Annotated in this window: 17 protein-coding genes; 7 read left to right on the top strand and 10 right to left on the bottom strand. The window is 60.8% G+C overall.

Annotation, left to right across the window (positions count from 1 at the left end; all coding sequences use genetic code 11):
* Positions 1-19 precede the first annotated feature (19 nt).
* A complete protein-coding gene (locus tag J4721_RS03595) occupies positions 20-2,221 on the top strand; it encodes a 3-hydroxyacyl-CoA dehydrogenase NAD-binding domain-containing protein (RefSeq protein ID WP_211002117.1) in 2,202 nt (733 codons plus the stop codon).
* Between the two features lie 155 nt (positions 2,222-2,376).
* Here the strand turns inward: J4721_RS03595 and J4721_RS03590 are convergent, their stop codons facing one another.
* Together J4721_RS03590 and J4721_RS03585 are read right to left on the bottom strand one after the other, a co-directional pair.
* On the bottom strand, positions 2,377-3,066 hold the full coding sequence (locus tag J4721_RS03590) for a Hint domain-containing protein (RefSeq protein WP_102854427.1): 690 nt from the start codon (positions 3,064-3,066) through the stop codon (positions 2,377-2,379).
* 164 nt (positions 3,067-3,230) lie between these two features.
* On the bottom strand, positions 3,231-3,896 hold the full coding sequence (locus J4721_RS03585; protein ID WP_211002116.1) for a sulfotransferase family 2 domain-containing protein: 666 nt from the start codon (positions 3,894-3,896) through the stop codon (positions 3,231-3,233).
* Positions 3,897-4,067: 171 nt separating this feature from the next.
* Here J4721_RS03585 and J4721_RS03580 point away from each other — a divergent pair, with 171 nt between their 5' ends.
* Together J4721_RS03580 and J4721_RS03575 are read left to right on the top strand one after the other, a co-directional pair.
* Positions 4,068-5,696, top strand: a complete 1,629-nt coding sequence (locus J4721_RS03580; protein ID WP_211002115.1) for an AMP-binding protein — start codon at positions 4,068-4,070, stop codon at positions 5,694-5,696.
* Positions 5,697-5,809: 113 nt separating this feature from the next.
* Entirely contained in the window at positions 5,810-6,820 is a 1,011-nt protein-coding gene (locus J4721_RS03575; protein WP_102848942.1) for a hypothetical protein, read from the top strand.
* 90 nt (positions 6,821-6,910) lie between these two features.
* Here the strand turns inward: J4721_RS03575 and J4721_RS03570 are convergent, their stop codons facing one another.
* The 6 genes from J4721_RS03570 to J4721_RS03545 all read right to left on the bottom strand — a co-directional run bounded on the left by J4721_RS03570 (position 6,911) and on the right by J4721_RS03545 (position 13,376).
* Positions 6,911-8,233 carry an SPOR domain-containing protein gene (locus tag J4721_RS03570; protein WP_211002114.1) on the bottom strand — a complete coding sequence of 441 codons (1,323 nt, stop codon included), beginning with the start codon at positions 8,231-8,233 and terminating at the stop codon, positions 6,911-6,913.
* 207 nt (positions 8,234-8,440) lie between these two features.
* Positions 8,441-9,073 carry a uracil phosphoribosyltransferase gene (gene upp, locus J4721_RS03565; RefSeq protein ID WP_014874324.1) on the bottom strand — a complete coding sequence of 211 codons (633 nt, stop codon included), beginning with the start codon at positions 9,071-9,073 and terminating at the stop codon, positions 8,441-8,443.
* A 141-nt stretch (positions 9,074-9,214) separates the two neighbouring features.
* A complete protein-coding gene (locus tag J4721_RS03560) occupies positions 9,215-10,435 on the bottom strand; it encodes a phosphopentomutase (protein WP_102854424.1) in 1,221 nt (406 codons plus the stop codon).
* Entirely contained in the window at positions 10,435-11,745 is a 1,311-nt protein-coding gene (locus J4721_RS03555) for a thymidine phosphorylase (RefSeq protein ID WP_211002113.1), read from the bottom strand. The genes J4721_RS03560 and J4721_RS03555 overlap by 1 nt, the downstream gene beginning before the upstream one ends.
* A 3-nt stretch (positions 11,746-11,748) precedes the next feature.
* Complete coding sequence (locus J4721_RS03550; RefSeq protein ID WP_211002291.1) at positions 11,749-12,228, bottom strand: cytidine deaminase; 480 nt, start codon at positions 12,226-12,228, stop codon at positions 11,749-11,751.
* 50 nt (positions 12,229-12,278) lie between these two features.
* Positions 12,279-13,376: a cupin domain-containing protein gene (locus J4721_RS03545; RefSeq protein ID WP_102858333.1), complete on the bottom strand. Its 1,098-nt coding sequence runs from the start codon at positions 13,374-13,376 to the stop codon at positions 12,279-12,281.
* Positions 13,377-13,527: 151 nt separating this feature from the next.
* Here J4721_RS03545 and J4721_RS03540 point away from each other — a divergent pair, with 151 nt between their 5' ends.
* Entirely contained in the window at positions 13,528-15,816 is a 2,289-nt protein-coding gene (locus J4721_RS03540) for an NADP-dependent malic enzyme (protein WP_014879707.1), read from the top strand.
* A gap of 73 nt (positions 15,817-15,889) precedes the next feature.
* Here J4721_RS03540 and J4721_RS03535 read toward each other — a convergent pair whose 3' ends face one another.
* Entirely contained in the window at positions 15,890-16,075 is a 186-nt protein-coding gene (locus tag J4721_RS03535) for a hypothetical protein (RefSeq protein WP_102854421.1), read from the bottom strand.
* Positions 16,076-16,115: 40 nt separating this feature from the next.
* On the opposite strand from J4721_RS03535, the gene prpE reads away from it, so the two are divergent.
* The gene (gene prpE, locus J4721_RS03530; protein WP_211002112.1) at positions 16,116-18,005 is read left to right on the top strand and encodes a propionate-CoA ligase PrpE; all 1,890 of its coding nucleotides are present in this window, start codon (positions 16,116-16,118) and stop codon (positions 18,003-18,005) included.
* Between the two features lie 144 nt (positions 18,006-18,149).
* Positions 18,150-19,592 (top strand): amidase family protein, encoded by a 1,443-nt coding sequence (locus J4721_RS03525; RefSeq protein ID WP_211002111.1) that lies wholly within the window; start codon positions 18,150-18,152, stop codon positions 19,590-19,592.
* 358 nt (positions 19,593-19,950) lie between these two features.
* Here the strand turns inward: J4721_RS03525 and J4721_RS03520 are convergent, their stop codons facing one another.
* Positions 19,951-20,712, bottom strand: coding sequence for an NAD kinase (locus J4721_RS03520; RefSeq protein WP_014874316.1), 762 nt, complete (start codon positions 20,710-20,712; stop codon positions 19,951-19,953).
* A gap of 170 nt (positions 20,713-20,882) precedes the next feature.
* Between J4721_RS03520 and glyA the strand changes: the two genes are divergently transcribed.
* Positions 20,883-22,181: a serine hydroxymethyltransferase gene (gene glyA, locus J4721_RS03515; RefSeq protein WP_102848935.1), complete on the top strand. Its 1,299-nt coding sequence runs from the start codon at positions 20,883-20,885 to the stop codon at positions 22,179-22,181.
* The last annotated feature ends 79 nt before the right edge of the window (positions 22,182-22,260 follow it).

The raw sequence follows: 22,260 nt of genomic DNA, 5'->3' as shown, positions 1-22,260 counted from the left end.
GGCGGCAGGAGAAGAAGATATGTCTGATTTCACAATGAAGAAAGACGCCGACGGCGTCGCCATCATCACCTGGGACTGCCCCGGAAAAACCATGAACGTGCTGAACGGCCAGGCGATGATCGACCTTGACGGTCTGGTCGATGACGCGCTTGCAGACGACGCTGTCAAAGGCATCGTGATCACCTCTGGCAAGAAAGACTTTGCCGGTGGCATGGATCTGAACGTGCTCGCCAAGATGAAAGAGGATGCCGGTGACGAGCCCGCGCGCGGTCTTTTTGAAGGCATCATGAAAATGCACGAAGGTCTGCGCAAGATCGAGCGTGCAGGCATGAACGCCAAGACCAACAAGGGTGGCAAACCGGTGGCAGCAGCCCTGCCCGGCACCGCTGTTGGCATCGGTCTGGAACTGCCGCTGTCCACGCATCGCATCTTTGCCGCTGACAACCCCAAGGCAAAAATCGGCCTGCCGGAGATTATGGTTGGCATCTTCCCCGGTGCAGGCGGCACCACCCGTCTGGTGCGCAAGATGGGCGCCATGGCGGCGGCCCCCTTCCTGCTGGAAGGCAAACTGGTCGACCCCAAGAAAGCCAAAGGTGCCGGCATTATTGACGAGGTTGTCGAAGACCCGCTGGCCGCAGCCCGCGCCTGGGTTCTGGAGGCAAAAGACGCCGATATCGTCAAGCCCTGGGACGCCAAGGGTTACAAAATGCCTGGTGGCGCGCCCTATCATCCTGCGGGCTTCATGACCTTCCTTGGTGCGGCAGCCATGGTGCATGGCAAAACATTTGGCGCCTTCCCGGCAGCCAAGGCGCTGCTGAGTGCGGTCTATGAAGGCGCGCTCGTGCCCTTCGATACAGCGCTGAAGATTGAGGCGCGCTGGTTCACCCATGTGCTGATGAACCCTTCGTCCGAGGCAATGATCCGCTCGCTCTTCCTCAACAAGGAAGCGCTGGAAAAAGGCGCAGTGCGTCCTGCGGGTATTGAGGATCAGTCGGTCAAGAAGATCGGCGTTCTGGGCGCTGGCATGATGGGGGCTGGCATCGCACTGGTCTCCGCTCAGGCCGGGATGGAGGTTGTGCTGATCGACCGTGATCAGGCTGCCGCCGACAAGGGTAAGGCCTATACCGAAAGCTATCTCGACAAGGGCATCAAACGCGGCAAAGTCACCGCCGACAAAAAAGAGGCGATGCTGTCACGCATCACCGCAACCCCTGATCTGGACCACCTCAAGGGCTGCGATCTGATCATTGAGGCGGTGTTCGAAGATCCAGGTGTCAAAGCCGAGATGACCAAGAAGGTCGAGGCGATCATCCCCGAGGATTGCATCTTTGCCTCCAACACCTCGACCCTGCCGATCACGGATCTGGCAGAGGCCTCGGTGCGCCCGGAGCAGTTCATCGGCATTCACTTCTTCTCGCCGGTGGAAAAAATGTTCCTGGTGGAGATCATCAAGGGTGAGAAAACCGGGGATCGCGCAGTGGCCAAGGCGCTCGACTACGTGCGCCAGATCCGCAAGACCCCGATCGTGGTCAATGATGCCCGGTTCTTCTACTGCAACCGCTGCATCATCCCCTACGTGAACGAAGGCGCACGCATGATCACCGAGGGCGTTGCCCCCGCGCTGATCGACAATGCCGCGCGTCAGCTGGGCTTCCCTGTGGGTCCGATCCAATTGACCGATGAGACCTCGATTGATCTGGGTGCCAAGATCGCTCGTGCCACCAAGGCGGCGATGGGCGATGCTTATCCCGAAAGCGCTGCGGATGATCTGATTTTCTGGATGGAAGAACAGGGCCGTCTGGGACGCAAGTCCAACGCTGGTTTCTTCGACTATGACGACAAGGGCAAGCGTCAGGGGTACTGGAAGGGCATGCAGGAGAAATATCCGCTGGCCGACGAACAGCCTGATCTGATTGAGGTGCAGGAACGCCTGATGTTCGCACAGGTTCTGGAAGCCGTACGGGCGCTGGAAGAAGGTGTTCTAATGGACATCCGCGAAGGGGACGTTGGCGCCATTCTGGCCTGGGGCTTTGCGCCCTGGTCCGGTGGCCCGCTGAGCTGGCTCGACATCATCGGCACGCCTTATGCGGCCGAGCGTTGTGATCAGCTGACCGCAAAATACGGCGAACGCTTCACCTGCCCGCCGCTGCTGCGGGAGATGGCGGAGAAAGGCCAGACCTTCTACGGTCGCTTTAACCCGGAGGCCAGCAAGGCCGCCTGATCAGCACGATAAACTGATTTCAAAACATGGGAAAAGCGGTGCTCACGGGCGCCGCTTTTTCATGTGAGCCTCGCCTTAGAAGCGTCTGAAAAAATGAAAAAAGCCGCCTCCAAATCGGATGACGACTTCCCACTCGATCAGCTGATTTCCGAGACTTAGACCATCACGGCAAATTCCGCTGCACCATGACCACCCGGCCCCATCGGCAGGGTATTGGCCCAGACGCTTTCTTCAGTGATCATATCGATCACCAGTTCACGGGCCGTATCGGGCTGCAGCACGCGATAGAGATCTGGCTGCGCGCTTGTATCGAATGACAACAGATCACGCGGTGAGACACTGAACCCCAGCAAGCCGGCTTCCAGATAGATGACTTCATCCTGTGCAAAGCGCGGTACAACGATCTCCAGCCGCGTCTCTGGTTCTGCCCGACGGATGCCACGATAGCCTTCCAGCGCGCAGGCTGGCACCACCACAAACGGATCGCCCTGCCCGTCACAGGCCAGATCGCTTTCGATCAGAATCCCCTGGTTCGGCATCACCCAAAGCGGCGCACGGTTGTTCAGCGCATCCTGCGGAATATAAACCGGACATGTCAGCGGATTGGGGGCACCGCTGGTCAGCAATAGCGTTTCGCGGTGTATATCAACAATGGGCTGCATCCCATGGTCGAAAGTGAGGGCCATATCGCCCACGGCCAGCGCCTCAATCGGGCGCCAACCAAGATGTGAGGCCACATGTGTGCCTGACAGGATCCCGCCCTGTCCGGCTGCGACCAACGGGTACTCTGTTGCCAGAGCCTCGGCCATCGGAGAGAGCTTGCGTTTCAGCAGCCAATCCAGCATCGGTTTTCCCTTTCACCAAGGCAGCCATACGTTCTGCATGACCCGTCACGTTACCCGTCCAACAGGCGACAAGAGCCGACCTGCGGGAGAGCTGTTCACGATATCGGATCGAAGCTGCGCCGTTTTGGCTGAGGCTTCGAAAACCCCGTGATTCCATCTCTCGACTACTGGTCTACCGGTGAATCGTTAAAAGAGTATTCAAACTGGGCAAGATCCTCTGCGCAGGCCTCTGCTACGGCCCTGCGCGCCGCATCCGTATAGGCCGCCTGCCAGCCGCGCGGGCGATCAGAGGCATTGGCCACGGGCAGATGCAGCTCGAACCCGAGATGCTCAAACAGTGGTGCGGCGTCCCTCACGAAATGCTCAAGCCGGATATAGCAGGCGCATTGCTCCACCCCGTCCGCGCGCCGCATATAGGCGCGCGCCGGATTGGAGCGAAACGCCGCCAGAATTTCAGGATGACAGGCAAAATCGGGAAAACCCAGCGCCTTCGCCAGCGGTACCGAGGGGTGATCGAAGCTCTGCTCGCGCAGCCAGTGATAGAGGCTCAGCACCCGATCAAACGGGTTGCGCACCAGTGTAAAGGCAAAGAGACCGCGCAGCTGCGCCTCCGGCACCAGCCCGTCGATATCCGCCAGTGTTGAATGTTTCCACAATCGGCCCCGGGTTTTAACGCCCCTGAGGCGTCGCCGCCGCTTGCTGGCCTTGGGCGTATCACCGAGCATCAAATCATCCGCCATGGCCCGCGCCTCCAGCGCCAGAGACAACGCGGTGCCTCCGGTCTTCGGGATATGCACAAAGACGTAGGAACGGCCGGGTGACAGGATCATGATGCCAAGCTAAGCGGTTTGACCCCCGAAGAAAACCCGGGCGGATGCGTCGCCGCAGCACGGCCCCCGGCTACCATTGGAAAACAAAAATGCCTTACGCCTTCCCTTGGTTGCAACTATGCGCAATATCTTGAACCAAAGACGCATGAATCATCTTGGGAGGTGGCTGGAATGGGCTGGATGTCGGACGAGTCAGGACTGGAGAAGACAGCCGCCAATTATGTGCCGCTGACACCGTTGTCACATCTGCGCCGCGCCGCACATGTGTTTGCCGATGTGCCTGCCGTGGTCTACGGCAATCATCGCAAGACATACGCGGCCTACTACAACCGCTGCACGCGGCTGGCCTCGGCTCTGGCAGGAATGGGTGTCCGCCCCGGCGAAGTCGTCGCCACGCTGATCCCCAATCTGCCGGCTCAGGCCGAGGCGCATTTCGGGGTGCCCGCCTGTGGCGCTGTGCTGAATACCATCAACACACGTCTGGATGTCAGCACGGTCGCCTATATCTTCGATCACGGCGAGGCGAAGGTGGTGCTGGTCGACAGTCAGTTCCTCACCCTCGCCGAGGAGGCAAAGGCCGCCTGTGATGGTCCCGGACCGCTGATCATTGAGGTGCCGGATGATCAGGCCAGCTACCCTGCATCAGGCCGCCATCCGATCTATGAGGATATTCTCGCCGCTGCTGCCCATGATTTCGACTGGATCATGCCGCAGGACGAATGGGAAAGTCTTGCGCTCAACTACACCTCCGGCACCACGGGTCGGCCCAAGGGGGTGGTCTATCACCATCGCGGCGCCTATCTGATGACGATGGGCACGGTGATTTCCTGGCGCATGGTGATGCAGCCGAAATACCTTGCGATTGTTCCACTGTTTCACTGCAACGGCTGGAACCACACCTGGATGATGCCCGTACTGGGTGGCACGCTGATCTGCTGTCGCGATATTACGGCACCGGCGATCTATGACGCTATTGCCGACGAAGGCGCGACCCATTTCGGCGGCGCCCCCATCGTGCTCAATATGCTGGTGAACGCGCCAGACGGCGACCGCCGCAGCTTTGATCATACGGTAGAGGTTTTTACCGCAGGCGCCCCGCCCGCCCCCGCGACACTGGAGAAAATCGAAGCGCTCGGCTTTCATGTCACCCAGGTCTATGGGCTGACGGAAACCTACGGCCATGTCACCGAATGCCTGTGGAAAGGCGACAGCTGGGATACGCTGGACCAGCAGGGACGCGCCGCAATCAAGGCCCGTCAGGGCGTCGCCTTTCCCATGATGGATCATATCACGGTGATGCGCGATGACATGCAGCAGATCGCGATGAACGGCCAGGATCAGGGCGAGATCGTCATGCGCGGCAACTCGGTGATGAAAGGCTATCTGAAGAACCCCGATGCCACGGCAGAGGCATTTCAGGGAGGCTATTTCCACTCTGGCGATATCGCTGTGCAGCACCCGGATGGCTACATCCAGATCGCGGATCGCGCGAAGGACATCATCATTTCCGGCGGCGAGAATATCTCCTCGGTTGAGGTGGAGGGCGTATTGATGGGCCACCCGGATGTGAACCTTGCAGCCGTGGTCGCCAAACCCGACGACAAATGGGGGGAGGTGCCCTGCGCCTTTGTCGAACTGAAGCCCGGTGCAACCGTGGACCCCGCCGATCTGATCCGCTTTGCTCGCGAAACGCTTGCGGGTTTCAAGGCCCCAAAACAGGTGATTTTTCAGGAGCTTCCGAAAACCTCGACCGGGAAAATCCAGAAATTCGAACTGCGTCAGCAGGCCAAGGCACTCTAACATGGGTTCATAAGGCACGAGCGGGCGGAACTGTCGCAAAGTCAATTGCTGACGCCCGGATCGCCGTGCTATTTGATCTGTGAACAATTAACGATAAGGGTGCATCTTTTTTCATGACGGCATTGCGGGAATATCAACGGCTTGAGGCTGCTGCCCTGTGGCGGGCCGCCCCGGATGCGCAGCGGCGCGATGTCATCGTTTCAGTCGGGGACGCAACCCTGACCATCGCCGATATGAATGACCGGCCGCTGGCACATTGGTCCCTTGCGGCGCTGGAACGCCAGAATCCCGGCAGTTTCCCGGCCCTCTTCCATCCCTACGGAGATCAGGGCGAGACGCTGGAGATTGCCGAAGATGAAACGGCCATGCTAGATGCAATCAACCGGTTGCAATCCGCCCTCACCCGTGCCCGTGCCCGCCCGGGTCGCCTGCGCGCTGTCACACTGCTCTCGACACTGGCCATTGCCGCCGGGCTTGCCGTGTTCTGGCTGCCCAATGCGCTGCTGTCCCATACAGTCGACGTGGTGCCGGATATCAAGCGCAAGGCGCTGGGGCAGGCCTTGCTTGGCCGGATTGAGCGGGTGTCGGGACAGGCCTGCAGTACGCTGGAGACCGCGCCCATTCTGGACCGGTTGGCAGAGCGGCTGGATATACGCCAGCTGGTGATCCTGCGCAGCGGTGTGGCCAGCAGCCTCTATCTGCCCGGCGGAATCGTCCTGCTGAACCGTGATCTGGTAGAGGATCACGAAGACCCTGCTGTAGCAGCCGGCGCCGTTCTGGTTGAACGCGCCCGCGCTGTGGAACAGGATCCGCTGGCCGAACTGCTGGCCGCTGGGGGCATCAGAGCGACCTTCAGGATGCTGACAACCGGTGAGCTGACCCGCGCGACCTTGGACCGCTACGCCGAAACCGTCATCAGCGCGCCGCGCCCGACCCCGGATGAGGCCACAACGCTGGCTGAGTTCGCACGCGCAGCGGTGCCCTCCAGCCCCTACGCCTATGCGCAGGACATCACCGGTGAAACGGTGCTTGGCCTGATTGAAGCTGACCCGATGGCCGGGCGTGATTTACAGCCGGTGCTGAATGATCGTGACTGGGTCCAGTTGCAAAGCATCTGCGGCTGAGGCAGTCCAAGCTGCCTTCAAAGGCATTCCTTAGATATCGAAGAGCACGCGCCTTCAGCGCCCTGTGCCGCCGGTCAGCTGATCCGCTGACTACTTGCTCAACCGCGCCCCGGCAAAGCCCGCTGCGCGCACTTTGGACAGGGCCGACTGTGCAGCCTGCCCACCGGCGAATGGCCCAGCCAGCACCACCTGCAAGGTTTGTCCCTGCCTGTTGACCCGTCCCAGACGCACTGGCAGTCCCTTTTGGCGCAGCCGCTGCGCAACCGCTTCCGCCTTTGCCACATCCGCAAGGGTCGCGGCCCGCACATAGCGTGAGGGCGCAACAGGCGCAGACAAGGCCGCCGTGGCCTCTCGGCGCGGGGCGGTTTCCGCCAACGGTTGCGAGCGCGTAGACAGACGGGTCACGAGGACATCATCCTGCGCGACGTCCGCTGCCGCATCAGCCCGCTGTCTCGTTGAGAGGGTCACAACAGGCCGGTCTACCGGGCGACGGATCCCTTCACGCGGGACGGTGCGTGTCCAGATTGCGGTTCCCTGCGGCCCCCGGCTCGGATTGTAACGACCCTGATGGGAAACCCGCACGTACCCTGCTGGCACACCGCCATTGGCACGCGCCAGGACGCCGCCGAGTGACATTTCGGCCCGGCGCGGGTTAAGGCGATCATCGCCCCAGGCCCGACGGTAACCCTCGGGCACCATCAACCCACGGCTCAGCGCGCGCTCCTGATAGACATGCTTCGGAACCACGCGGGTGTTAGGGTCCAGAACCGATGACAAGCGGTTGCTGCCCCCTTGCGGTCCGCAGCGCACGTCACCGGTCTGATTGATATATTGCTGGCTCAGCGCCGAAGCACCGGAACAGCGACCATAGCCCTGACCGATGATTGTGGGCGCGACGGTTGGGGGACGATAGGCGTCATCCAGCACCGGGCGCTGTCGTGGCAGACGGCCAGTAGAGGCCACAGTCTGTGCAGGCTTGGCCTGCCGAACGGCGCTGCGCTGCGGTTTTGTGGTCGTGACACTACGCGGCGCAGTGGATGTTGCAACCGGGGCAACGCTCTCCTCTGCGACGGTGACCTCCGCGCCATTCGCGCGTTGTTCCGCTGGCAAAGTGATCAATTCAGGTGCCGGTGCGGAGTTTGCTCTCGGGGCGCTTGGCGCTGCAGCCACTTGTGTCGGTTCAAAACCACACAGCTGCTTGCGGCTTCGGGTCACGCGCGGCACCCATGTGACATTGCCATCGATCCCCGCCCGGATGAAAACACACCCGCGACTGTCGACATATTGCTTGCCCTCAAAGGAGGCCGGCGGAAACTCTGCCGGGGCTTCGGTGGTGCGGGCTGACTGCGCCTGCGCCCCGCCAAAGCTGGCCGCCGCGATCAAGGCACTTGCAATAATTCTAGTAAGCGTCATCCGAAAGCCCCACAATATATGGCGGCAGGATGCCTGAAAAGCGAATCTGAGTAAAGCGGGGTTTCCGCAAATTAGCGAAAGTTCCCAGCGACATCAGCCTGCCCGATGCGCCTCAGATCAGGCAGTCAATCTTCCACGACACAACAGGGGCGCCCGCTATCGGACGCCCCTGTTTTTACACGCAGCACATGCCGAACGGACAAATGGTCACTTGGTCCCGAACATCCGGTCGCCCGCGTCACCAAGGCCTGGCAGGATATACCCCTTCTCGTTCAGCTGCCGGTCGAGAGAAGCCGTCACAATCGGCACATCCGGATGCTTCTCCTTCATCAGCTCCACCCCTTCGGGAGAGGCCAGCAGGCACAGGAAACGAATATCATTGGCACCGGCTTCTTTCAGCAGATCAATCGCCGCCGCAGAGCTGTTGCCAGTGGCCAGCATCGGGTCAACCGCGATCACCAGACGATCCTTCAGCCCCTCCGGCGCCTTGAAGTAATATTGAACCGGCTGCAGCGTTTCCTCATCCCGGTAGAGACCGACAAAACCGACCCGCGCCGAGGGGATCAGCTCCAGAACGCCATCCAGCATCCCGTTGCCCGCCCGCAGGATCGACACCAGCGCCAGTTTCTTACCCGCAAGGATCGGCGCTTCCATTTCCTCCATCGGCGTATCGATGGTGGTGGTGGTCAGCGGCATCTCGCGGGTGATCTCATAGGCCAGCAGCTGGGTGATCTCGCGCAGCAGGCGACGGAACCCGGCGGTTGAGGTGCCCTTGTCGCGCATCAGGGTCAGCTTGTGCTGCACCAGCGGGTGATCGACAACGGTCAGATGATCGGACATTGGGCACTCCTTTCAGGAAAATTCAAACTCTCTTAGTCCTTGCACCGCAGGACAGGCAAGGCGGATTTGCCGCGTATTGACGCAAAACCCAGCAAATATGAGGGCTGAGAACGGGCCGGGATCCTTCACCCGCCCGCTGCATTACATTGCAAGTGCTGGCCTGCCCGGCCCCTGCACAGGCACGTTCAGATGCGCGGCAACGGTGGCCGCCACATCCACGAAACCGATGGTGCCAAGGGGCCCGGCTCCGGCCCCGGCGATCAGCACCGGCACCTGTTCACGCGTGTGATCGGTCCCCGGCCAGCTGGGATCGTTGCCGTGGTCCGCGGTCAGGATCAGAAGGTCCCCCTCCCGCAGACGGGGCAGTAGCGTGCCGATCTCGCGATCAAACCACTCCAACGCCTGCGCATAACCGGAAATATCGCGCCGGTGACCGTATAGGCTGTCGAACTCGACAAAATTGGCAAAGGTGAGGCTCCCCTCCTCAGCGCCTGCCACCGCATCGTGCAGATGCTGCATCAGGGTCGCATCGTCGCCTTTCTTCAGCGTATCAATCCCCTGCATAGAGAAAATATCGCCAATCTTCCCAATGGCATGCACCAGCTGACCTGCGTCCTGCACCCAATTGGTCAGGATCGGCGCAGGTGGCATGATGGCATAGTCACGCCTGTTGGTGGTGCGCTGAAACCCGGCCTGCGGCGTCCCGATGAAAGGCCGTGCAATCACCCGGCCCACTTTCATCTGATGCAGATAAGGCGCCACCGCCTCGCAGAGCGCCAGCAACCGATCCAGACCGAAGGTTTCCTCATGCGCCGCGATCTGAAACACGCTGTCAGCAGAGGTATAGCAGATCGGCAAACCCGACTGCATATGCGCAGCGGCATGTTCAGCAATGATCGCGGTGCCCGATGCGTGGCAATTGCCAAGGATCGCCTCTGTGCCTGCCGCCGCGCAGACATGCGCAACCAGATGGTCCGGAAATGCCGGTGTCTGATCCGGGAAGTAACACCAGTCCCATGGCACCGGCAGCCCGGCCAGCTCCCAGTGTCCCGATGGTGTATCCTTGCCCCGGCTGATCTCGCGGGCCGCACCCCAGCGCCCAGTGACCCCGGCGCCCCCAAGATCCGGGCAGGGCACAGCGGAGACCAGCGCCACCGCAGCCCCCAAGCCCAACTGATCCAGATTGGGCAGATGCAGGGGACCACTGCGCCCCTCCTCCGCCTGCCCCGCAGCGCAGGCCTGGGCGATATGGGCCAGCGTATTGGCGCCCAGATCAGGCAGGTCGCCGTTAAAATACGCACCGGCATCCGGCGCACCGCCAATCCCGACCGAGTCCATCACCACAAGAAAGGCACGCGGCATTATGAAATCCTTTTGTAGATCAGGGGCGGTAAGTCCGGCGCAGCGTCCGACAGTTGATAGGCCGCGCGCAGGCGTGCCTCAGCCACGTCCGCTGCCGCCTCATCCGCCGCATGAACGATCCCCAGCTGGTCGCCCACAGATAGTTTCTGGCCCAGCGGCGTCAGTTCCGACAGCCCGACCGCAGGATCCACCACATCGCTTTCGATCATGCGCCCGCCGCCCAGCTGAACCACCGCCAGACCTAGCGCTTCGCCATCAATCGCGCTGACATAGCCCGTCTGCTCAACTTTGATACTGCGTTGCACCGGTGCGGTTGGCAGGATGGTCTGCCAGGTTTCGGCGAAATCGCTTGCCCCTCCCATCGCGGCCACCATCCGGGCGAAGCGCTCAGCGACGGCTCCGCTGGCAATCGCCTTGCGGATCATCGCGGCCCCGGCCTCGGCATCCGCCGCCAGCCCACCATGGGCCAGCAGCACACCGCCCTGCTCCGCCGTCAGCTCCGCCAATGCCCCACCTTGCCCCGACACGCCGGTCAGCACCCGCATGACCTCCGCCACCTCCAGCGCATTGCCCAAAGCGGGTGCCAGCGGCTGGTTCATATCGGTGATCAAAGCCGAGGTTCGGCACCCGGCCGCATTCGCCGTCTCAGTGAGACTGCGCGCCAGCGCCTCCGCCTCTTCCAGTGTTTTCATGAAGGCACCGGAGCCGATCTTTACATCCAGAACCAACGCATCGGTGCTGGCGGCCAGTTTCTTCGACAGGATCGACGCAGTGATGAGATCGAGACTGTCGACGGTGGCCGTCACATCGCGGATTGCATAAAGCCGCTTGTCCGCCGGGGCGATCTGCGCCGTTGCACCAACAATAGCGCAACCCACGCCCTGCATCATCGCCACCAGGTCCTGCTCGGACACTTGGATGCTGACTCCCGGAATAGCTTCCATCTTGTCGAGCGTGCCGCCGGTATGACCCAGCCCCCGCCCCGAGATCATCGGAACATAGGCCCCGCATTCCGCCAAGGCCGGTGCCAGTAGCAGCGACACACAATCGCCAACGCCGCCGGTGGAATGCTTATCAAGCACCGGTCCGTCCAGATCCCAGCGCAGCACATCGCCGCTGTCCCGCATCGCGAGTGTTAGCGCCCGGCGGGCCTCCACGCCCAATCCCTGCAGACAGACCGCCATGGCAAAGGCACCGGCCTGGGCGTCAGACACCGTCCCATTGGCCAGTCCTTCAGCGAACCAGCGCAAATCTGCGTCGCTCGGAGTGTCTCCCCGGCGCAGGCTGGCAATGATTGCGCGTGCATCCATACTTCAGCTCCGCTCCATGTGATCCGCGCCAAAGGCCCCCGGAAGCAGGTCACCAATGGTGGTGGTACGCTCCAGGCCATCCGTCGTTGCAAGCGTCACCTGCACGTCGGCCGCACCGAACTCCGCCAGTTTCTGACGGCAGCCACCGCAGGGCGGGATCGGTGCCGGGCAATCGGCAATCACATAGGCAGCTTCCAGCCGCGTCTCACCGGCTGCGACCATCGCCGCAATTGCCCCCGCCTCGGCGCAGGTCCCCTCAGGGTAGGCCACATTTTCGACGTTGCAGCCAACATAGACGGTTCCGGACGCCGCTCTGATCGCCGCGCCGACCTTGAAATTGGAATAGGGCGCGTGTGCGTTTTCACGAACGGCGGTGGCAGCGTCTTTGAGGCTCATGGCGATTCCCTGATTTTTGATCATTTGGTCAGAATTGGTGACACTAGCGGATTTTCCCGAGGGAGTGAAAGCCCCCGGTACATGCAGCGCTAGTATATCACATCATCCGGCCCAGGCCGCCATCCGCAGATCGCGTCTCAGGCTGATGGATCACCCAATGTGGTGCTGAACACCCCGGGCAAGGTCACTTCAAGCAGTTCCACATCTGCCGAAGGCTCGCTCAACCGGGTCTTCATGCCCGGTGGAATGACAAAAGCATCGCCCTGTTCCAGTTGAAACGGCTCTCGCCCCTGCCCTTCGAGCGTCAGCGTACCATTCATCACAAAGGTGAAGTGAATATCGGTGTCATGGGCCGCCCATTGCGGCGCGCCCTCGCCCCGACGCACCACCTGCACCCCGGCCACGCCCTTGGTGTTCGCAGCAATTGTGGTGTCTCGGCAGATATACCCCGGCAGGCGGAACGGCGCCCACTCGGCACCTTCTGCCTTGTTGTAGACAAACCGCTGACCCTGCCATTCGCGCTCTGGCCTCAGATGTGGTGTCGGCAACGTCATCTCATGATCGATCTCAGTCACATGTTCGGCGGGCACGCCAATTTCGATCACCTGCACATTGTCGCTGGCTTCCAGCACCCGATGACGGATCTCCGGCGGCTGAATAAAACAATCGCCCGCCGTCAGCCGCATTTTGTCCCCCTGATCCTCGTAGACGACATCAACCCAGCCATGGATGCAGAAAATCAACTGAAAGCCGACCTTGTGGAAATGCACCATATCCGGGACCGGCCCGCCATCAGGGATGCGAATATGGCTGGCAATGATCGACCCGCCCAACCGGTCCGGCACCAGATCGCGGTAGTGCATTCCGGCACGGCCGATGATCCAGGGCGCCTGATCTTTCAGGCGCCGCACCACGAAACTGTGAACCGTCTCCGGCATCACCAGTGGCGGGTTGCGTTCCTCGATCTCGATCTTGGTGCCATTGGGTGCTGTCAGCCGACGGGCGCCTTCTGCAAACCCGTCAGGATCATCTGTCAGAATGCGAATGGTGCCGGGGGCTTCAGTCGCGCCACGTTCGATCCGCAGCCGCAGACCATGGCCGGAAAACACCCCGATCGCCGGATCATCTGCCGGATAGATGGAATCGAGTTTCATCCCAAGCGTTTTGGTAAAAAACGGGATGTCGTCCCGCAGCTCCTGCGTGGGCAATCGCAGCTCCGCAATCGTATCGGTCATTCGTCGCTCCCTTGTCGTCTTTTGAACCACAGTGAGACGAAGCGTGTTCAGGTGCAAGCACTTGCCCAGCCCCGCAGCACCACGCGTGAATAGCCTGTTTCCCTGACGTCAAAAGTCGTTTAACACTAAACTATAGTCTCTGGAGCGCCTGATGACCAAAAATCCGAAATCCGATACCCAAACCCTGCGCGACGCCGCATTGCATTACCACGCCTATCCCAACCCCGGTAAGCTGGAGATCCGCGCGACCAAGCCGATGGCAAATGGCCGGGATCTGGCGCGCGCGTATTCCCCCGGTGTTGCCGAGGCTTGCTTGGAAATCAAATCCGATCCGGCCGACGCGGCAAAATACACCTCGCGCGGCAATCTGGTTGCGGTGGTCACCAATGGCACGGCGGTTCTGGGTCTGGGCAATATCGGTGCGCTGGCCTCCAAACCCGTGATGGAGGGCAAGGCTGTCCTGTTCAAGAAATTCGCCAGTATCGACTGTTTCGATATTGAGGTGAACGAGAGCGATCCGGAAAAACTCGCCGATATCGTCTGTTCGCTGGAACCGACCTTTGGCGCCATCAATCTCGAGGACATCAAGGCGCCGGATTGCTTCATCGTGGAGAAGATCTGCCGCGAGCGGATGAACATCCCCGTTTTCCACGACGACCAGCACGGCACCGCGATTGTAGTGGGGGCTGCGGCCAAGAACGCGCTGCATGTCGCCGGGAAACGGTTCGAGGATATCAAGATTGTGTCCACCGGTGGTGGCGCTGCCGGGATTGCCTGCCTCAACATGCTGGTGAAACTGGGCGTGAGGCGTGAGAACATCTGGCTCTGCGATCTGCATGGTCTGGTTTATGAGGGCCGCACCGAGGATATGAACCCGCATAAATCGGCCTTTGCACAGAAGACCGATCTGCGCACGCTGGACGATGTGATCGGTGGTGCCGATCTGTTCCTTGGCCTGTCTGGTCCCAATGTGCTGAAGCCGGAAATGGTCGCCAAGATGACCGACCGGCCGATCATTTTCGCCCTCGCCAACCCCAATCCGGAAATCCTGCCGGATGTGGCTCGCGAGGTCTCGCCTGATGCAATCATCGCCACAGGCCGCAGCGACTTTCCCAATCAGGTCAACAATGTCCTCTGCTTCCCATTCATTTTCCGCGGGGCGTTGGATGTAGGCGCGACAGAGATCAACGACGAGATGCAGATCGCCTGCGTCGAGGGCATCGCCGAAATGGCGCGCATGACCACCTCTGCCGAAGCCGCCGCCGCCTATCAGGGGGAACAGCTGACCTTTGGGGCGGACTACCTCATCCCTAAACCATTCGATCCGCGTCTCGTCGGGGTGGTGTCGTCCGCCGTGGCCAAGGCCGCGATGGAGAGTGGCGTCGCACAGCGCCCTATAGACGATCTTGCAGCCTATCGGGCGAAGCTAAATCAGACCGTGTTCAAATCCGCTCTGTTGATGAAACCCGTATTTGAGGCTGCAAAGGCCGCAGCAAGGCGTATCGTCTTTACCGAGGGCGAGGATGAGCGCGTGTTGCGCACCGCCCAGGGCATTCTGGAAGAAACCACCGAAACCCCGATCCTGATCGGTCGCCCGGAGGTCATCGAAACCCGCTGCGAACGGCTGGGCCTGCGCATTCGTCCCGGTACCGATTTCCAGATTGTGAACCCAGAAAATGATCCGCGCTACTACGACTATTGGACCAGCTATCACCGCGTCATGCAGCGCGAAGGCGTGACACCCGATCTGGCCAAGGCGATCATGCGGACCAACACCACCGCAATTGGCGCCATCATGGTCCATCGCGGCGAGGCCGACAGCATGATCTGCGGTACCTTTGGTGAGTATCGCTGGCATATGAACTATGTGAACCAGGTCCTTGGCGGTGGCACCTATGAGCCTCACGGTGCGTTGTCGCTGGTGATCCTTGAAGACGGGCCCCTGTTCATCGGTGATACCCATGTGCGGATTGAACCCACCCCTGAACAGATTGCCCAGACCGTTATCGGTGCTGCGCGCCATGTCCGCCGTTTCGGTCTGGAGCCGAAAATTGCGCTTTGTTCGCAATCCCAGTTTGGCAACACCCGTTGCGATTCCGGTGCTCGCCTACGCGCGGCGATCGGCATCCTTGATGAGACCCCGCGTGATTTCATCTACGAAGGCGAGATGAACATCGACACCGCGCTGGACCCCGAGCTGCGCGCCCGCATTTTCCCGAACTCACGGCTGGAGGGTGAAGCCAATGTGCTGATCTTTGCCCATGCCGATGCCGCCAGTGGCGTACGCAATATCCTGAAAATGCGCGCCGGCGGGCTGGAAGTCGGTCCGATCCTGATGGGTATGGGCAACCGGGCGCATATCGTCTCCCCGTCGATCACCGCGCGCGGGCTGCTGAACATGGCCGCAATCGCAGGGACGCCGGTCACCCATTACAGCTGACCCGTCACGGGAACCGTCACCAACGCGCCAGCGACCACAAGCAATCCGCATAGAATCAGCGCGCCTGTGGTCCTCACTGCCCCGGCGACCTTGGCGAGTGCTTGCCGCGCAACTTTGCAAACCCGCCACCATCTTGCTGTAAATTCCGCGAACAAGCCTTGTTTGCAAAACTTTGCAACATCATGTTGGCAAAAAATGCAAATTTCTTGCGCCAATCTGACGCGACGTCGCGCAGCACGCTTGCCCGGTGGCGATCCATGCGCCTAACTCACTGCCAAGGATGAGTGAGGAGGAACCGCATGTCGTATTCAGAGGTCTATGAAGGCTGGAAGGCCAATCCGGAACAATTCTGGATGGAGGCAGCTGAGGCGATCAGCTGGGACAGCCCACCAAGCAAGGCCCTGACCGACAAGGGCGATGATCTTTATGAATGGTTCGCCGATACCAAGGTGAATACCTGCTATAACGCCGTCGACCGCCATGTCGAACAGGGGCGCGGCGAGCAAACCGCGATCATCTATGACAGCCCGATCACCCACACCAAACGCGAAATCTCCTATGTCGAGCTGCGCAACCGTGTCGCCACCTTGGCCGGCGCCCTGCGCGCCAAGGGTGTGGAAAAAGGCGACCGCGTCATCATCTATATGCCAATGATCCCCGAGGCACTGGAGGCGATGCTGGCCTGCGCCCGTCTGGGGGCTGTACACTCTGTGGTCTTTGGTGGTTTTGCGGCCAATGAACTGGCTGTGCGCATCGATGACGCCACCCCTAAGGCGATTATCGCCGCCTCCTGCGGGCTGGAGCCCGGTCGCACGGTGCATTACAAACCACTCCTGGACGGCGCCATCGACCTTGCCACCCACAAGCCCGACTTCTGTGTGATTTTCCAGCGCGAACAGGAAGTCGCCGAATTGATCGAAGGCCGCGACGTCAATTGGCACGGTTTCCAATACGGCGTGGAACCAGCCGAATGTGTCCCGGTTGAGGGCAACCACCCCGCCTATATCCTCTATACCTCCGGCACCACCGGTCAGCCCAAGGGCGTGATCCGCCACACCGCCGGCCAGCTGGTGGCGCTGAACTGGACCATGAAAAACATCTACAATGTCGATCCCGGCGACGTGTTCTGGGCCGCCTCCGATGTGGGCTGGGTCGTGGGTCACAGCTATATCTGCTACGGGCCGCTCATCCATGGCAACACCACCATCGTATTTGAGGGCAAGCCTATCGGCACGCCGGATGCCGGCACGTTCTGGCGGGTGATTTCCGAGCATAAGGTAAAGAGTTTCTTCACCGCCCCAACCGCATTCAGGGCAGTAAAGCGAGAGGATCCCAAGGGCGAATTCGTCAAGAAATACGACCTCAGCTGCCTCAAACAGGTCTATCTGGCCGGCGAGCGCGCGGACCCAGACACCATCATCTGGGCGCAAGAACAGCTGAAAGTTCCAGTGATTGACCACTGGTGGCAGACAGAGACCGGCTGGTCGATTGCCGCGAACCCGCTGGGGATCGAGGAACTGCCGACAAAGCTCGGCTCCCCCGCCGTGCCAATGCCCGGTTACACCGTTGATATCCTCGACGAAGGTGGTCACCCTGTTGCCCCGGGCGAGCTGGGCGCGATTGCTGTAAAATTGCCCCTGCCCCCCGGCACCTTGCCCACGCTGTGGAATGCCGAGGACCGCTTCAAGAAGAGTTATCTCACCACCTTCCCCGGCTATTACGAGACCGGAGATGCCGGCATGAAGGATGAGGACGGCTATCTCTACATTATGGCGCGCACTGATGACGTGATCAATGTTGCGGGCCACCGCCTGTCCACCGGCGCAATGGAGGAGGTTCTGGCAGGACATCCCGACGTGGCAGAATGCGCTGTTATCGGTGTCAGCGACAGCCTTAAGGGGCAGGCCCCTGTTGGCTTCCTCTGCCTCAATGCCGGTTGCGACACCCCGCATGAGGATGTGGTTGCCCAGGTGGTCAAACTGGTGCGCGAGAAAATCGGACCCGTCGCGGCCTTTAAACTGGCCTGCGTTGTGGACCGACTGCCGAAAACCCGCTCTGGCAAGATCCTGCGCGGCACCATGGTAAACATCGCAGATGGCACCGACTGGAAGATGCCGGCAACAATTGATGACCCAGTCATTCTGGATGAGATCACCACGGCATTGCAGGGGCTTGGCTACGCGAAGTAGCGGGCATCCCACGGCGCTAGGCGCCACCTTTGTTCTGATACCCAACAACTGCCGGAAACCTTAACAGGTTTTCGGCTCTTTGCCGTGCGGTTTCCCTTGCAACTCAGATGCCCCCGCCTACCCTGCCAGCAAGGAGGCATCTATATGACACAGAGCGACATCTGGCGATTGAGCGCAACAGAGCTTAGCCGACGCACCATAGCGGGCGACCTTACAGCGGAGGCGGCGGTCGCAGCCTCGCTCACCCGAATGACTGCCGTGAACCCCGATCTGAATGCGGTGGTTGAGGATCTAAGCAGCGAAGCCCTTGGTCGCGCGCAACAGCTTGACAAAGCACGCGCAAGCGGCGCGCCCTGTGGCCCGCTGCACGGCGTCCCTGTCACGATCAAGATCAACGTCGATCAGGCGGGTCATGCGACCTCCAATGGGGTCAGCGCGCTGAAGGATCTGATCGCAGCGGACGATGCCCCCGTGGTGAAGAACCTGCAGGACGCAGGCGCAGTGGTGATCGGGCGCACCAACACACCTGAATTTTCCTTCCGCGCCGATACCGACAATCCGCTGCATGGCCGCACACATAACCCCTGGGGGCGCCATATCTCGCCCGGCGGCTCCTCAGGTGGGGCCGGAGCTGCTGTGATGGCCGGAATTGGCGCCCTGGCCCATGGCAATGATATCGGCGGCTCGCTGCGCTTCCCGGCCGCCGCCAATGGTGCAGTAACAGTAAAACCCGGCCTTGGCCGTGTGCCCGCCTGGAACCCAAGCCAATCAGCGGAACGGGGCATTCTCGCGCAGAACATGTCTGTTCAGGGGCTGCTCACCCGAACGGCCCAGGATTTGCATCTGTCCATGCCCAGCCTGATTGCGCCAGATCCACGCGATCCGTTCCATGTGCCTTTGCCTTGGCATGGTGCATCACCGGACGGCCCGATCCGCGTCGCCTTTTCCAAGGAGACCTACGGCTATGATCTGCACCCGGAAGTCGACGCCGCGCTGGAGGATGCGCGCGCGGCGTTGAGTGATGCGGGTTACCTGGTTGAGGAAACGGTGCTGCCGGATGTCTTTGACGCGGGCCGCACCGGCTATCGCGCCCTGATGGGGGAGGTCTATGCCCTGATGAAGGGCGACGTTGACGCAGCTGGTTCACAGACCGTGCGCGATATTTTTGCGGTGTATTTTGAGGAGTTCCCGCCTTTCGCCGGGGTGGAACTCTTGCAGATGATGGCCAAGCGCACACAGTACGCGCGGGACTGGTCACTGTTCATGCAGCGCTATCCGCTGGTGCTGACCCCTTTCCTGCCGCAGCCCTTCTTCAGACCGGATCGCGACACCGAAGGTGCTGCGGGTGTTCATGAGGTGCTGGGCTGCGCGGTCTATTCCTATGCGATGAATTTTCTGGGCCTGCCCGCCGCCTCGGTACCAAGCCGCCTTGCCGAGTTGCCATCCGGGCCGCAACCGATCAATGTCCAGATCGCAGCCCCCCGGTGGCGCGAGGACATGGCAGTGGACGCCTGTCTCGCAATCGAGGATCGGATTGGCCGCATGTGCGACCAGCTGTGGCAACGAATGTCGATTGCAAACGGGTGACATAAAGAAATCCGGGGCTCGGTATGCGCCGACCCCCGGATATTCCGATACCACCGGATACTCGTTCACGAAAATCATCACACGAAGGATGCGGGACCATCGCCCCGGCGTTTCCCGCCTTCGAGGACCCAAACGCGCGCAGATGAAGATCACCGCACAGTCCGGCAAACGCAAAAGTTTAGGTGCTTAAATAAGGGGCCGATGGCCATCCCGGTAGATCGTGCACCCCTCATCGGGGGCGCTATGCCCTTTGGCTGTCACCGCTGGCATCGGCCTTATGTAGAGTTCGATTATCGCACAAAATCGCGAGATTTGCATTCACAAACGCGTGATACAACCCTAAAGTGCGCCACCTCTGTCAGGTAAATTGTTCCGAGATCAGCCGCTCCTCCAGCCCATGGCCGGGATCGAACAGGATCTTGTGGCGGATCTTGGTTTGGGTTGCGATTTCCACCCAACGAATATTGGCAAAGGAGACAGAATCCGCGTCAGCCATCACCGGTCGCTTCTCCGGCTCCAGTACGTCAAACCGCACGATTGCATTGCTGGGCAGCAACGCCCCACGCCAGCGGCGCGGGCGGAACGCTGCAATAGCGGTCAGGGCCAGTACATCGGATCCGATCGGCAGGATCGGACCATGGGCGGAATAGTTGTAGGCGGTGGACCCCGCAGGCGTTGAGACCAGCGCCCCATCACAGACCAGTTCCGCCATGCGTTGCCGCCCGTCGACGGAGATTTTCAGCTTCGCCGCCTGCGGCCCCGCCCGCAGCAGGGACACCTCGTTGATCGCCAGCGCCCGATGCGATCGCCCCTCGCCATCCATGGCAACCATCGACAGAGGGTTGATGATTTCCTCCTCAGCAGCCTGCAGCCGCGCCAGCAACCCGCTTGCACTATATTCATTCATCAGAAAGCCGATGGTCCCACGATTCATGCCGTAGACCGGCGCGGGCAGATCAATCGTTTCATGCAATGTATCCAGCATGAAGCCATCGCCCCCCAAGGCGACGATCACATCCGCCTCTTCCCTGGGCACATTGCCGTATCGTCTCACCATTTCGGTTTGTGCTGACTGCGCCACCGGAGCCCGGCTGGCCAGAAAGGCGATTCTCATGGTCATCAAATCTGTTTCCGGTGTTACGCAATTCGTTCCGAAACAATCACAGCTTTCCCAAGATTGCCAGTCTTGCCGCTCTCAGCGAGGAATTCGTCGTATTCCGGGCTTTCAGGGCTGCGATGTTTCCGATAGGAAATCTCTCAAATGGAACGCCAACTCATGGAGCCAGCATCATGACCGTGACCACCTCCCGCGACCCCGGTTTTTTCACCCAATCCCTCGCCGAGCGCGATCCGGAGCTGTACGGCTCTATCACGGATGAGCTCGGTCGTCAGCGCGACGAGATCGAGTTGATCGCATCGGAAAACATCGTCTCCGCCGCCGTGATGGAGGCGCAGGGCACTGTTCTGACCAACAAATACGCCGAAGGCTACCCAGGCCGTCGCTACTATGGCGGCTGCCAATACGTTGATGTTGCAGAGAATCTTGCCATCGACCGCGCCAAACAACTGTTTGATTGCGAGTTCGCCAACGTACAGCCCAACTCCGGCTCGCAGGCCAACCAGGGTGTGTTCCAAGCGCTGATCAAACCCGGCGACACCATCCTCGGCATGGATCTGGCCTCCGGCGGTCACCTGACCCACGGTGCGCGCCCCAACCAGTCCGGCAAATGGTTCAACGCCGTTCACTACGGTGTGCGCGAAGAAGACTGCCTGATCGACTACGATCAGGTTGAGGCCCTCGCGGTTGAGCATCAGCCCAAGCTGATCATCGCCGGTGGCTCCGCCATTCCGCGCGTCATCGACTTTGCCCGCTTCCGCGAAATCGCCGATAAGGTAGGCGCCTATCTGCATGTCGACATGGCGCATTTCGCCGGTCTGGTCGCTGCGGGTGAGCACCCCTCGCCCTTCCCGCATGCCCATGTTGCCACCACCACCACGCATAAAACTCTGCGCGGTCCGCGCGGCGGCATGATCCTGACCAATGATGCCGATATCGCAAAGAAAGTGAACTCCGCGATCTTCCCCGGTATCCAGGGTGGCCCGCTGATGCATGTGATTGCAGCCAAGGCCGTCGCCTTCGGTGAAGCACTGCGTCCTGAGTTCAAAGACTACCAGAAGCAAGTGCGCGCCAATGCCGTGGCCCTCGCAGATCAGCTGATCAAGGGTGGTCTCGACATCGTCACCGGTGGCACCGACACCCATGTCATGCTGGTCGATCTGCGCCCCAAAGGCGTGACCGGCAATATCGTGGACAAGGCTCTGGGCCGCGCCCATATCACCACCAACAAGAACGGCATCCCGTTCGACCCGGAAAAGCCGACCGTTACCTCGGGCATCCGTCTGGGCACCCCCGCAGGCACCACCCGTGGCTTTGGCGAAGCTGAATTCCGCGAAATCGCGGATCTGATCATCGAAGTTGTCGACGGTCTGGCCGCCAATGGCGAAGATGGCAACGCTGCGGTAGAGGCTTCGGTACGCGAGAAAGTGGCCGCCCTCTGCGCCCGCTTCCCGCTCTACCCGAACCACTAAGCCAGTCGGTCAAAACAAAAAACCGCCCCGGTGTTAATACGCGCGGCGGGTTTTTTTATTTGGGTGCGGTGAGACCACA

This window comes from Phaeobacter sp. HS011, assembly GCF_018101215.1.
Taxonomy (GTDB): Bacteria; Pseudomonadota; Alphaproteobacteria; order Rhodobacterales; family Rhodobacteraceae; genus Phaeobacter; species Phaeobacter inhibens.
This window is presented reverse-complemented; position numbering and strand designations above follow the sequence as displayed.